Origin of the sequence: Mesorhizobium sp. M1399 (assembly GCF_040317735.1) — a bacterium.
In the GTDB taxonomy this organism is placed as follows: Bacteria; Pseudomonadota; Alphaproteobacteria; order Rhizobiales; family Rhizobiaceae; genus Mesorhizobium.
The window spans coordinates 118,188-130,317 of sequence record NZ_JAMYKZ010000013.1; the positions used below are offsets into that span (position 1 = coordinate 118,188).

Consider the following 12,130-nt stretch of genomic DNA (forward strand, 5'->3'; position numbering starts at 1 on the left):
CTCTAGTGGCGAGGAGATAATCGGAATGGAAACCGCGTGAGGCGGCAGGATTTCATGGCGCTGGCGCTGAAAGAAGCCGAAGCCGCCGCCCTGCGTGGCGAGGTGCCGGTTGGCGCGGTCGTCGTCGGCGGCGATACGGTCGTTGCGAGTGCCGGCAACCGCACCCGCGAGTTCGCCGATCCGACCGCCCATGCCGAGATGCTGGCGATCCGCGAGGCCTGCCGCAAGCTTTCCAGCGAGCGGCTCAGCGGCCACGATCTCTATGTGACGCTGGAGCCGTGCACCATGTGCGCCGGCGCCATCTCTTTCGCCAGGCTGCGCCGGCTCTATTTCGGCGTCGCCGACGAGAAGGGCGGCGCAGTCGTCAATGGCGTTCGCTTCTTCACGTCACCGACCTGCCATCATGTGCCCGACATCTATCCTGGCATGGCCGAGAACGCTGCAGCAGCATTGCTGAAGGACTTTTTTCGCGAGCGACGCGGACCCTGATTTTCCTGGTTCGGCAGACGGACCGAATCCAAGTCAGCCAATCCAGTTCAGCCAATCCAGGCCAGAACGTCTCTGGCGCCGTCAGTCTACCAGGGCAGCCAGTCGAACATGCCGCTGCTCTTGCTCTTGGCGGCCGCCTCCCTTTTGAGGCGGCGTTCCTTCTTGTACTCGTCCTCGCCGAGGTCACCCTGCGGCGCAGTGTCGGCGGCAGCGCGGTATTGCACCGGCGGCTCGCTCAGATATCTGCGGGTGGTCGGGTCGCCCTGTTTGCCTTCAGCCCGGCGGCGCATGATTTCCGCGGCGCGGTCCTTGTCCGAATCGGCCGGAGTCCAGGCTGGCGGGTGGCTCGAGCCCGACTGCTTCAGCGCGGCCTTGACCGACGCCGGATCCGTCTGCACGTCATCGATGACCTGAGCCTGGTAGGCCGGGTCGTCCTGATGCAGGGTGGCATCGGCGCGCAGGCGGGCACGGCGCTGCTCCGGCGATTCGGGCCATTCGGCACTCGCCGTCTCGATGCTTTCCTGCGGCGGCGGCAAGACTTCCTTCTGCCCCGGCCCTGGCTTCACCAGCGTGGGGCGCGGCTTGTAGTCGATACTATCCTTGCGTTTGGGTGCGAAGGAAAAAGCCCCGGTGAGGTCGCCGGCAAGCTGCGCGCCCGCGGTCTTGTCGGTCCCGTAGGTGGGCGAGCCCATGCAGCCGGACAAGGCGAGGCTCGATACGACAAGCGGCGCCAGCAGCGCGACGCGCGCGTAAGTTCTCTCGGTCATGCCAAAAAGTCCCACTGTAGACAGCCTCTCGATTGCCGCCGGCCAAAGAAAGGTCCGGCCCCCATCGCCTATGCTCTTCCGACGGAATTCCGGCGACAATTTGTCGTCCGGAGTTTCGCGTGTTTACCTCAACCACTCGTTAAGGGCAACGCACGGGGGCCGATCGGCCGCCCGCCGTGGCAATTGTGCACCGCCTTAAAGGCGGCTCAAAGCCTTCAGCTCATGCAGGACAGCTGCGTCACGGGCCGAAACATCCGGGAATTCCGGATCTGAGCCGACATCGGCGGTGTAGCGCCAGGAGCGTGCGCATTTCACCAGGCCGCGGTCCTCCGCCTTCTCGACGACCACGGCGACGCCTTTGACATCGTCGAGGGTAAAGCCGCCCGCCGGCGCCTTGCCGTGCGCGATAACCAGATCGCTGGTGATCGCCATCTCGGCCGTGTCGACATCGGCGATCGCCGCTTCGAGTAGGGCATCGTCGAGAGTGACGACCGGCACCGCTTCCAGCGAAGAGCCGATGACCTTCTGCGCGCGGGCGATCTCCAGCGCGCCGGTGACGACACGGCGGACCTGCCGCACCTTGCGCCACTTCTCCGCCAGCGCCTCGTCCTTCCAGTCCGCCGGGATCTCCGGGAACTGGTCGAGATGCACCGAGACGACATCCGGATGACGGTCGAGCCAAGCCTCTTCCATGGTGAAAGGCAGCATCGGCGCCAGCCATTTCACCAGACAGTCGAAGAGATGGCGCACCACCTGCACGGAAGCCTTGCGCTTCACGCTGGAAGGCGCTTCGCAGTAGAGCGCATCCTTGCGGATATCGAAATAGAAGGCCGACAGCTCGATCACCATGAAGTCGAGCAGCGCGCGGGTGATGCGCTTGAATTCGAAGGCGTCGTAGCCCGAGCGTACGACTTCATCGAGCTCGGCGAGCCGGTGCAGCATCAGCCGCTCCAGCTCCGGCATCTTGTCCAGCGGCACCTCCTCGCCATCGTCATGGGCGAGCGTGCCCAGCATCCAGCGGATGGTGTTGCGCAGCTTGCGGTAGGCGTCGATGTTGGTCTGCAGCACGTTTTTGCCGAGCCGCTGGTCTTCCCAATAATCGGTCGTCACCACCCACAGCCGCAAGATGTCGGCGCCGGACTGTTTGATGACGTCCTGCGGCACGACGGTGTTGCCGAGCGACTTCGACATTTTCCGCCCCTCCTCATCCATGGTGAAGCCATGGGTGACGACGGTTTCGTAGGGCGCCCTGCCCCTGGTGCCGCAGCTTTCGAGCAGCGAGGAGTGGAACCAGCCGCGATGCTGATCGGAGCCTTCGAGATAGACGTCGGCCGGCCATTTCAGGTCGGGCCGGTCCTCAAGCGTGAAGGCATGCGTCGAGCCTGAATCGAACCAGACATCGAGGATGTCCATCACCTGCTGCCATTTCGAGGCATCGTGATTGCCGAGGAAACGCTCCTTGGCGCCGGCGGCGAACCAGGCGTCGGCACCTTCCTTCTCGAAGGCGTCCATGATGCGCTGGTTGACTGCCTCGTCGCGCAGGACATTGCCGTCGGCATCGGCAAAGACGGCGATCGGCACGCCCCAGGCGCGCTGGCGCGACAGCACCCAGTCAGGGCGCTCCTCGATCATGGCGCGGATGCGGTTCTGGCCGGCGGCGGGTACGAAACGGGTATCGTCGATGGCTTTCAGGGCGCGGCTGCGCAGCGTCGTGCCGTCGCCAAGCTCCTTGTCCATATAGACGAACCATTGCGGCGTGTTGCGGAAGATGATCGGCTTCTTCGAGCGCCAGGAATGCGGATAGGAGTGCTTCAGCCGGCCGCGCGCGAACAGCGCGTTTCGCTTGATCAGCTCGTCGATGACGGCCTGGTTGGCGTTGCCCTTCTTGCCATCGTCGTCGATAACGCGCGCCGCTCCACCCTCGCGGTCCGGGCCGAAGCCCGGCGCGTCCTTGGTGAAGAAGCCGGCATCGTCGACGGTGAAGGGGATCGCGGTGTCGATGCCACGCTGGCGAAGATCAGAGGCGGCATCCATCCAGGCGTCGAAGTCTTCTCGGCCGTGTCCCGGCGCGGTGTGGACGAATCCGGTGCCCGCATCGTCGGTGACATGATCGCCGGCCAGCATCGGCACAGGGAATTCGTAGCCACCACCCAGACTTTTGAGGGGATGCGAAAGCGTAAGATTTTCAAGCTCTTCGGCGCCAACGCTGCGAAGACGATTCAGGGTGACGTTGGCCTTCGCGGCAGCGTCGTCTGCAAGTTTCTCGGCAAAGATCAGCTTTTCGCCGGGCTGGGGGCCAAAGGCGTTCTCGGCCGCCGTGACCTCGTAGAGACCATAGTTGATGCGCGGCGAGTAATTGACGGCGCGGTTGCCGGGGATGGTCCACGGCGTCGTGGTCCAGATGACGACGTTGGCATCAAGCAGATCGAGCGACGTCTGCGTCAGCTTGGGATCCAGGGCTGGCTGCCCATCATCGATGTTGATGACCTGGCGAGCGAGGCTGACGACCGGAAACTTCGCCCAGATCGTGTCCGACTCATAGTCCTGGTATTCGACCTCCGCCTCGGCCAGCGCGGTGCGCTCGACCACACTCCACATCACCGGCTTGGAGCCGCGATAGAGCTGGCCGGACATGGCGAATTTCAGCAGCTCGCCGGCGATGCGCGCCTCGGCGTGGAAAGCCATCGTCGTATAGGGATTGTCGAAGTCGCCGACGACGCCGAGGCGCTGGAATTCGGAACCCTGCACCTTGATCCAGTGCGCCGCAAACTCGCGGCATTCCTGCCGGAACTCGTTGACCGGCACCTCGTCCTTGTTCTTGCCCTTGGCGCGGTACTGCTCTTCGATCTTCCATTCGATCGGCAGGCCGTGGCAATCCCAACCGGGTACATAGTTCGAGTCATAGCCGCGCATCTGGAATGAGCGGGTGATGACGTCCTTGAGGATCTTGTTCAGCGCATGGCCGATATGAATGTTGCCATTGGCATAGGGCGGGCCGTCGTGCAGCACGTATTTTTCGCGGCCGGCTGCGTCTTCGCGCAGCTTGCGGTAAAGGTCCATATCCTGCCAGCGCTTGACCAGCAGCGGTTCCTTTTCCGGCAAACCGGCGCGCATCGGAAAATCCGTCTGCGGCAGGTAGAGCGTTTTGGAATAGTCGATCGTCTCGGCGGTCTCGGTATCAGTCATTCGTCTGCCATATGCGTTGCCCGTCGGCAAAAGAGCCCGGGCGTTGAACTATCATGATCTGGAAAAAGCGCGAGAGGCCGCGCGCAAGATTCCCGGCGGCTCCGGCGGCGGTCAAGCCGCCCGGAACACCGGGCCTGTAATTCGTATCGCAGTCGCGAGAAGGCGCGAAAAGCTCGTCATGGCTGGGCTTTTAACTGAGACAGGCGATGTTGAAAAGCCCGAACTCTGATGCTTCCGCTAGGAGCGTACACCAATTGCGCCTATGTTTGTCGGTAGATGGCGTCGAGAGACCAGCATCTTCGGTTTGCATTTCACAGTTTAGCGCGCTGGAAGGACGGAATGTGACCCTGACGACTACCGAGTCCGCCTTGCGACTTGAACGCATTTCAACGATGGCGAATCGCGTTTTTGGCAACCATGAAAAGGCGCAACGCTGGCTGCGTAAGCGAAGTCGGGTTCTCAACGACGCGCCCATCGATCTCCCTCAGTCTGCAACAGGTGCCACGCTTGTGGAAGAGGAACTCAACCGGATCGGCTACGGCATAGTCGTCTGAGCCTTGCGGCTCTCCGTCGTGCACAACCCGCCCGCTCACATCGAGAAATCGAAGCGATAGGTCGTCGACACGCCGATCATGAACTGATCCCTGGAGCCCCGCTCCTTGACCAGGCTGGAATCGGCGGCCGGGCCCATCAGGCGGGAATATTCGCCGAACAGACTGGCCGTCATCGGCTCGGTCACCTTCCAGGTCACCGCGCCGCCCAGGCCCGCGGATTTCACCCCGCCGCCTGGATGATATTCGCTGAGCCCCGAGGCCAGTGACTCCTTGGCATCAACGCCATAATAGGCGTCGAAATAGTCCGATGAGGCGAATGAAACGCGCGGCCCGCCGGAAATCCTGACGTCGGGCGTCACATCGTAAAAGGCGTCGGCGGCGATGTCGGCGACAAAGCCGTTATGGGCGCGAATGCCGTGCCGCAATTCGGCGCGGGCACGCAGCCAATCCAAAGGATAGAATTCGAAGAAGCCGCCAGCCTCGCCGCCCCAGCGCACCGGGTCGAGACCCTTCAATTCGTCGGCGTCACCACCATCGCGGGAAAACAGGAACTTGCCTGTCAGGCCGGCGCGGACGCCGCCATCGTCGATCAATGCCAATGAGATATTGTCGTTGCGCGAGTTGAAGCGCGCCGCGGGACCAGCCTTGCCGAGCGAGATGATCGGCGAGGCGCTGAGCAGGTACTTCTTGCCGCCCTCGAAATTCGGCGCGACCATGCCGGTGGCGCCGACCGTCAGGTACCAGTCTCCGGACAGCCAGCCGAAGGTGCCCTCGCCGGCCTTGGCAACGCCGCAGGTGCCGAGCATGAATGCGGCCAAGACCGTCGGGATCGTCGGGACTGACCGCATCGTTACTCCATACGTCGAACGCATTGGCCGATACAACCAGCCTTCATCCAAGCCATGGCGCCATTTCGGTCAAATTTGACTTAATATCCGTAACATTGGCGGCGTTGGCCCTGTTTTCCGCATAGCAACGAATCGTATTGGCGCACCAAGATCCAAGATCAAGACGTCTGGAATGCGCCAGCAGTTGCCTCGGCAAGGGTTCCAGCAGTTGCCTCGGCAAGGGTTATAAATACTCGTGGACAAACATGCCCGCGCTGTGAAGAGCGCGGCGACCGGCACTCAACCGCGCATTCCAAACCGGCCAAGCGTGAATCATATGCGGCCAAATTTCGAGACGTACTTTGACGTCAGTCGCGCCAGCGGCTTCCGCGAGCCGAGTTGCGTCCGACAACAGCGTCTCGGCCGAACCGACTTGTATAAGCATTGGGGGAAATCCGCTCAGATCGGCGAACAACGGCGAGATCAGGGGATCGCGCCGACCAACGCCATTGGGAACATAGGCGGTTGCCAGTTCCTCCAAATACGCCCGGTGGATGATGGGGTCGATTGCGTCCTTGGTTGATAGTGTCGCGCCGGACATCGAAAGGTCCGTCCAGGGCGAAACCAGCCAAAGACATCGCGGCAACGGCTCGCCTGCCGCGCGCAATATACTGACCAGGCACAGGGTGAGGTTGCCGCCCGCACTGTCTCCGCCAACCACGATGCGATCCGGCGCGATCCCTTGCCGCCTCAGAAAGCGCCATGCGGTGAGTGCGTCTTCATGTTGCGCAGGGAAAGGATGTTCCGGTGCGCGTCGATAGTCGATCGCGAGAGTGCGCATTCCCATTGCCCGACCTGCCTCTGTCACCATTCGACGATGACTTTTAGGAGAGCCGGAGCAGTAGCCACCACCGTGGAAAAACAGCAGAACCTTATCCCTGTCACTCGCAGGCGCCAGGGACCACTCTCCCTCGAGGCCATCGAAAACCACATCCTCGCATCGGATGTCCTCGGCAATCGGCCACACCGAACCAACCTCGTCGAGCCGTGCCCGGCGTTCGTCCCAGCGGACCGTTCGTGGCTTTGAGGTCAACAACCTGCGGACGGCGTTGATCTCCGTCAGATCGGGGTGTTCGTCCACATCGCCCATTTTGCTTCCCTAGCCTCATCAAGCGTAGAAAACGGCGTACAGCAGCAGCCACACGTCATCGATAAATGGCCAATGCCAGCGCTGGGGATTTTTCGTTACACTTGCGTCATGGCGAATACACGAGACGGCGGGTCGCCCCTAAACCCACTCGTCATCTTTAGCACTCCCCTCGCATATGGTCGAATATTCCATCTGATATTTGGCCTCTTCGGGACAAAGCGGAAGTGTGGCAAGCGGATCGCTCGGGGCGTGGCGCTCGCAGCCTGCTCGCTGGACGGGCAAGGCGATCGGCGCTACCTTCCGGAACAAAGAAGCTAGGCAACTTTGAGGGAGAAGGGCGATGACACTGCACGGCGACGCCTTGAAAGACGCCATTGGCCAGACGCGGGCGAAGTGGGGATGGTTCATCGCACTCGGCGTGTTGCTGCTGATCTTCGGCGGCATCGCCTTCGGCAATCTGTTCATCGCAACCGTTGCCTCCGTCTTTGTCGTGGGCTGGCTGATGCTGATGGCCGGCGTTGTCGAGATCATCCATGCCTTCGGTGTGAAGACATGGGGCCGCTTCTTCTATTGGCTGCTCAGCGGCCTTCTCTACGCCGTCGCCGGCTTCTTCGCCTTCGACAATCCGGTCCTCGCCTCGACGGTGCTGACTTTCCTCCTGGCGGTTGCGCTCCTTGCTTCAGGCGTGCTCAGGGCCTGGGTCGGCTACAGCCACCGGGCGCAGCCGGGCTGGGGCTGGGTGGTCGCGGCCGGCATCATCAGCGCGCTGGCTGGCCTGGTCATCGCCATGGGCTGGCCCGTCAACAGCGTGTGGGTGCTCGGCCTGTTCCTGGCCATCGACCTGATCTTCCAGGGCTGGACCTTCATCGCCGTCGGCTTGGCGCTGAAAAAGTAGATTCAGAAAGCCACGGCCGCGTCGAGCCCGGAAAGCGGCCTGACGCCGGCGAGCAGTGCCCTCGCCTCGGCCTCGTCGCGCTTCATCTGTGCGACCAGCGCATCAAGCCCGTCGAACTTCACCTCCGAACGCAGGTAGCCGAAAAAGGACACGGCACAAATCTCGCCGTAGAGATCGCCGGAAAAGTCGAACACAAAAGTCTCCAGCAATGGTGCGCCATTGTCGTCGACCGTCGGCCGGCGGCCGAAGCTGGCGACGCCATCATGAAGCGAGCCGTCGGCGCGGCGGAAGCGGACTGCATAAATTCCTTCCTTCAGGGTGGCTTCCGGCGAAAGCCTCATGTTTGCGGTCGGAAAGCCGAGTGTCCGGCCGAGCTGCTGGCCGCCGATCACCTCCGCCTCGACGGTGAAACGGTAGCCGAGCAGGCCGGCGGCCTCGGCCACATTGCCCTCGCACAGCAGCGTGCGAATGCGGCTCGACGACACCACCTCGGCGCTTTCGTCGCGGAAGGCATCGACCAGCGTGACGCCGAAGCCGTGGCGCTCGCCGGCCGCCATCAGATAGGCCGGGCCGCCTTGGCGGTCCTTGCCGAAATGGAAATCGAAGCCGGTGACGGCGTGGCTTATGCCGAGGTTGCGCTCGAGCACGCCGGTGACGAAAGCCTCCGCCGACAAGGAGGCGAACTCGCGTGTGAACGGCTGCTCGACCAGCGCCGCAAAGCCCAGATGCGACAGCAGCCGCGCCTTCATCGGCGGCGGCGTCAGCACGAACAGCGGCATGTCCGGCCTGAACACTTTTCGCGGATGCGGCACGAAGGTCAGCACCAGGGCAGGTACGCCGCGACGCTCCGCTTCGGCGCGCGCGCGTTCGAGCACCGCCTGGTGGCCGCGGTGGACGCCGTCGAAATTGCCGATCGCCACCACGCCGCCGCGCAGATGGGCCGGCAGCGGTGCGGTTGCGGAAATGCGTTCGAACATTGCCGTCATAGCTTGAACCTATTGCAGTCTGGGCTTGAACCTATTGCAGTCTGGGCCTGAACTTATTGCAGTCTGGGAATCACCGCGACCGGCCTGTAGCCGTATTTTTCGAGAAAGGCCGCGAGCCTGGCCGGGTCTGGCTGCAGCGCTTCACCGTAATCGCGGGCATGGATGCCGCCCGATACGTAGAGCACGTCGAAGCCATTATCGGCCGCGCCCTTGATGTCGGTCATCATGCCGTCGCCGATGGCCAGAACTTGCGAACGCTCGACCGTGCGGCCGAGAATGACGGCGATCTCTTTCATGGCGACCTCATAAACCGGCGCATAGGGTTTCCCGGCGATCAGGGTGCGCCCGCCAAGCTGCGCGTATTCGCGGGCCAAAGCCCCGGCGCACCAGATCATGCGTTCGCCGCGCTCGACGACGATGTCGGGATTGGCGCAGATGAAGGGCAGGTTCCTGGCACGCAGCCGCCGCAGAAGATCGGCATAATCTTCCGGCTTTTCCACCTCGTCATTGAACAAGCCGGTGCAGACCACGCCGGATGCTTCGAACTCCTCGACAAGCTCGACGTCGAGACCATCATAGAGCGTGAAATCTCGATCGGCGCCTATATGGAAGATCTTTCGCGGCCCGTCGGCGATCAGGTCGCGGGTCACGTCGCCGGACGTCACGACACGATCGTAGGCGGCGGAAGGAACACCGATAGCGTTCATCTGCGCCACCACGTCGGCGCTGCGGCGCGGCGAATTGGTGATCAGCACGACAGGTATTTTCGCCGCGCGAGCAGTGATCAGCGCGGCAGCAGCCGCGGGGAAATGCCATTCGCCATTGTGCACCACGCCCCAGACATCGCACAGGATGGCTGAATAGGCTCCCGACAGGTCTGCGAGCGAACCGATGATGTCGGGCGAATCCACCATGCCGTTGTCCCTGTACCATGATGCTTGCAAGCGCCGCGACCGACGGTCCGTAGCGGCCGGCCCGGATTAACCGAAGCGCTTCGCTCTGTCACCAGCTTTCGTTGTGCCCGCAAGATTGCCGCCCGAGGCGCCGGCGGGGAAGTGATGGCGAAAGCTTTTCTTTTCCAGCGCCTTATCCCGCTTTTAGGGACTTTGCCGAGGGGAGCGCGGAGCGGCATTGCCGATTGCGGACGTGTGGTTAACGGGGATTGAAAAACCGTACCGACCTTGGACGTATTTTAGCAATCGGAAATTTAAAAATGCGTGGCATCGTCCGGGAAAAATAGGGCGGGGCGGGAATGCTGAAGGCAATAATCGGAAAATTCCGACACGACAGACGTGGCAACTACTCCTTAATGACTGCAATCACCATTGTGCCGCTGATGGCCGGTCTGGCGCTCAGTGTCGATTACGGGGAGTTGCTGCGCCAAAAGCACGAAACGCTGAACGCACTTGATGCGGCCGGCCTCGCCGCCGCCCAGCAGATCGTCGCCGGCGCCAGCGACGACGACGTCAAGGCCTACGCCAAAACATTTTTCGAAACCAATCTCGCACGCATCGACCCGGCGAACACAGCGCTGACCGTTACGCTGCCCAACAACAATGCCGGTGGCGGCACCTTGAAGCTCTGCGCCAGCCTCACCTTCGACCCCTATTTTCTCCCGGCCGCCAGCCTGCTGATTGGCGGCACGGCAAGCGACACGACCTTCACCGAATGTTCGGAACTCCGCCTCAAGAACACCCTCGAAGTCGCGCTTGTGCTGGATAATTCCGGCTCAATGACCGATCTCGGCTCCGGCACCGGCGAAAAGCGAATAGACCTGCTGAAGTCGGCCGCCAAGCAGCTTGTCGATACGCTGGCGCTTCAGGCGCAGCAGATGAAGCAGATCACCAAACCGGTGCAGTTCTCGCTCGTGCCGTTCGCGGCCTCGGTCAATGTCGGCCCTACCCACGACCAGGACGGCTGGATGGATCAGGACGGCATCTCCCCGATCCAGCATGAAGATTTCGACTGGACGACGATGAGTGCAGCCAACAATCCGGACAAATATGCCGAGAAGCTCAATGGCATCTGGTACAAGCGCGGCACCGGCTGGGGCGAGACCAAGGACCAGCCGCTGACGCGTTTCAGCCTCTACGCCGACATGACGGTCGAATCGGGCCGCGAAGAGGTACCCAATTCGAAGCAATATGTCTGCGACACATACAAGAAGAACGGCACCTGCCAGTACGGCCATTGGAGCGCACCGGAATATATTTATACGACGAGCCGCTATGCGAGCTGGCAGGGTTGCGTCGAGGCACGGCCATATCCCTACAATGTCGACGACACCACGCCCGACACAGCCGCGCCGGCCACGCTTTTCGTGCCGATGTTTGCCCCGGATGAGGCTGGCACTCTGTGGCTCGATTTCAACCGTGACGGCATCAACGACGTCATCAGCACGTCTTACAATTACGGCAACAACTGGTGGGCCGATTGGCCCTATGTCGCCGGTCCCACCGCTTCGCAGCGACAGTCTGACATGCGCAAATATTTCCTGGTAAAACCGTACGGTTCGCAATCCGCAGCCGCGGGCGATGGGCCGAATTCCTCCTGCACCACCAACCCGATCACGCCGTTGAAGGACGTCAGCCAGGACGCAGAGAAGCAGGAGATCAAGGATGCCATCGACGCCATGGCGCCGAACGGCAACACCAACGTGCCGGAGGGCATTGCCTGGGGCTGGCGAACGGTATCGAGCAACCCACCGTTCACCGATGGCCGGCCGAACAGCGAGAGGGGCAACGACAAGGTGGTCGTGGTGCTGACCGACGGAGCCAATACCTATAGCGCCGTCAGCGACGGCAGCTATGCCAACAACAGGTCGACCTACGCCGCCTACGGCTACACTGGCCTGACCTATCCGGGATCTGGAAGCGTGACCCGCCTGTTCATGAATACCAGCACCGATATCGGCAAGACCACCTATACCGGTGCCAACTACACGGCAGCACTCGACGAGCAGATGAAAACGCTCTGCGCCAATGCAAAGAATTCGAACATTCTGGTGATGACGGTGGCGCTCGACCTGTCGCCCACAGATACTGGCGACAAGAAGGCGATCGATGCGCTGAAGGCGTGTTCCTCGGATTCGCGCTTCCGCAAGGATCCGGCCGACCCGAGCAAGCCGGCCAAGTTGTTCTGGAATGCGACGGGCGCGACGCTGTCCGACAATTTTAAGGAAATCGCCAACGAATTGTCGAACCTGCGCATCGTCGGCTGAAGGCGATGGGATTAGCGACGTAAAGGCAGAGGGGCGCAGCGCGCTGGCGCAAAGGC

At 62.1% G+C, this 12,130-nt stretch carries 11 protein-coding genes; 5 read left to right on the top strand and 6 right to left on the bottom strand.

Features of this window, described 5'->3' with window-relative positions; translation table 11 throughout:
- Positions 1 to 36: 36 nt before the first annotated feature.
- The gene (locus tag NKH05_RS23365; protein ID WP_023717130.1) at positions 37 to 489 is read left to right on the top strand and encodes a nucleoside deaminase; all 453 of its coding nucleotides are present in this window, start codon (positions 37 to 39) and stop codon (positions 487 to 489) included.
- A gap of 86 nt (positions 490 to 575) precedes the next feature.
- On the opposite strand, the gene NKH05_RS23370 is transcribed toward NKH05_RS23365, so the two are convergent.
- A complete protein-coding gene (locus NKH05_RS23370) occupies positions 576 to 1,256 on the bottom strand; it encodes a hypothetical protein (RefSeq protein WP_023717129.1) in 681 nt (226 codons plus the stop codon).
- Positions 1,257 to 1,451: 195 nt separating this feature from the next.
- The gene (gene ileS, locus NKH05_RS23375; RefSeq protein ID WP_353026191.1) at positions 1,452 to 4,442 is read right to left on the bottom strand and encodes an isoleucine--tRNA ligase; all 2,991 of its coding nucleotides are present in this window, start codon (positions 4,440 to 4,442) and stop codon (positions 1,452 to 1,454) included.
- Between the two features lie 43 nt (positions 4,443 to 4,485).
- On the opposite strand from ileS, the gene NKH05_RS23380 reads away from it, so the two are divergent.
- A complete protein-coding gene (locus NKH05_RS23380) occupies positions 4,486 to 4,671 on the top strand; it encodes a hypothetical protein (protein ID WP_023717127.1) in 186 nt (61 codons plus the stop codon).
- 112 nt (positions 4,672 to 4,783) lie between these two features.
- Positions 4,784 to 4,996: an antitoxin Xre/MbcA/ParS toxin-binding domain-containing protein gene (locus NKH05_RS23385; RefSeq protein WP_352495538.1), complete on the top strand. Its 213-nt coding sequence runs from the start codon at positions 4,784 to 4,786 to the stop codon at positions 4,994 to 4,996.
- Between the two features lie 35 nt (positions 4,997 to 5,031).
- Here NKH05_RS23385 and NKH05_RS23390 read toward each other — a convergent pair whose 3' ends face one another.
- Both NKH05_RS23390 and NKH05_RS23395 read right to left on the bottom strand, forming a co-directional pair.
- A complete protein-coding gene (locus NKH05_RS23390) occupies positions 5,032 to 5,844 on the bottom strand; it encodes a MipA/OmpV family protein (RefSeq protein WP_023717125.1) in 813 nt (270 codons plus the stop codon).
- Positions 5,845 to 6,067: 223 nt separating this feature from the next.
- A complete protein-coding gene (locus tag NKH05_RS23395) occupies positions 6,068 to 6,973 on the bottom strand; it encodes an alpha/beta hydrolase (protein ID WP_353026192.1) in 906 nt (301 codons plus the stop codon).
- A 340-nt stretch (positions 6,974 to 7,313) separates the two neighbouring features.
- Between NKH05_RS23395 and NKH05_RS23400 the strand changes: the two genes are divergently transcribed.
- A complete protein-coding gene (locus NKH05_RS23400) occupies positions 7,314 to 7,868 on the top strand; it encodes an HdeD family acid-resistance protein (protein ID WP_353026194.1) in 555 nt (184 codons plus the stop codon).
- Between the two features lie 2 nt (positions 7,869 to 7,870).
- Here NKH05_RS23400 and NKH05_RS23405 read toward each other — a convergent pair whose 3' ends face one another.
- Entirely contained in the window at positions 7,871 to 8,854 is a 984-nt protein-coding gene (locus NKH05_RS23405) for a bifunctional riboflavin kinase/FAD synthetase (protein ID WP_352962301.1), read from the bottom strand.
- 53 nt (positions 8,855 to 8,907) lie between these two features.
- A complete protein-coding gene (locus NKH05_RS23410; RefSeq protein WP_352495540.1) occupies positions 8,908 to 9,768 on the bottom strand; it encodes a TIGR01459 family HAD-type hydrolase in 861 nt (286 codons plus the stop codon).
- A 338-nt stretch (positions 9,769 to 10,106) separates the two neighbouring features.
- On the opposite strand from NKH05_RS23410, the gene NKH05_RS23415 reads away from it, so the two are divergent.
- Positions 10,107 to 12,074 carry a pilus assembly protein TadG-related protein gene (locus NKH05_RS23415; RefSeq protein WP_352481728.1) on the top strand — a complete coding sequence of 656 codons (1,968 nt, stop codon included), beginning with the start codon at positions 10,107 to 10,109 and terminating at the stop codon, positions 12,072 to 12,074.
- Positions 12,075 to 12,130: the final 56 nt, after the last annotated feature.

Excerpts from the sequence above, each read along its gene's own strand:
- NKH05_RS23395 (WP_353026192.1), bottom strand. The coding sequence starts at position 6,973 with ATGGGCGATGTGGACGAACACCCCGATCTGACGGAGATCAACGCCGTC.
- NKH05_RS23390 (WP_023717125.1), bottom strand. The coding sequence starts at position 5,844 with ATGCGGTCAGTCCCGACGATCCCGACGGTCTTGGCCGCATTCATGCTC.
- NKH05_RS23370 (WP_023717129.1), bottom strand. The coding sequence starts at position 1,256 with ATGACCGAGAGAACTTACGCGCGCGTCGCGCTGCTGGCGCCGCTTGTC.
- NKH05_RS23400 (WP_353026194.1), top strand. The coding sequence starts at position 7,314 with ATGACACTGCACGGCGACGCCTTGAAAGACGCCATTGGCCAGACGCGG.
- ileS (WP_353026191.1), bottom strand. The coding sequence starts at position 4,442 with ATGACTGATACCGAGACCGCCGAGACGATCGACTATTCCAAAACGCTC.
- NKH05_RS23405 (WP_352962301.1), bottom strand. The coding sequence starts at position 8,854 with ATGACGGCAATGTTCGAACGCATTTCCGCAACCGCACCGCTGCCGGCC.
- NKH05_RS23410 (WP_352495540.1), bottom strand. The coding sequence starts at position 9,768 with ATGGTGGATTCGCCCGACATCATCGGTTCGCTCGCAGACCTGTCGGGA.
- NKH05_RS23415 (WP_352481728.1), top strand. The coding sequence starts at position 10,107 with ATGCTGAAGGCAATAATCGGAAAATTCCGACACGACAGACGTGGCAAC.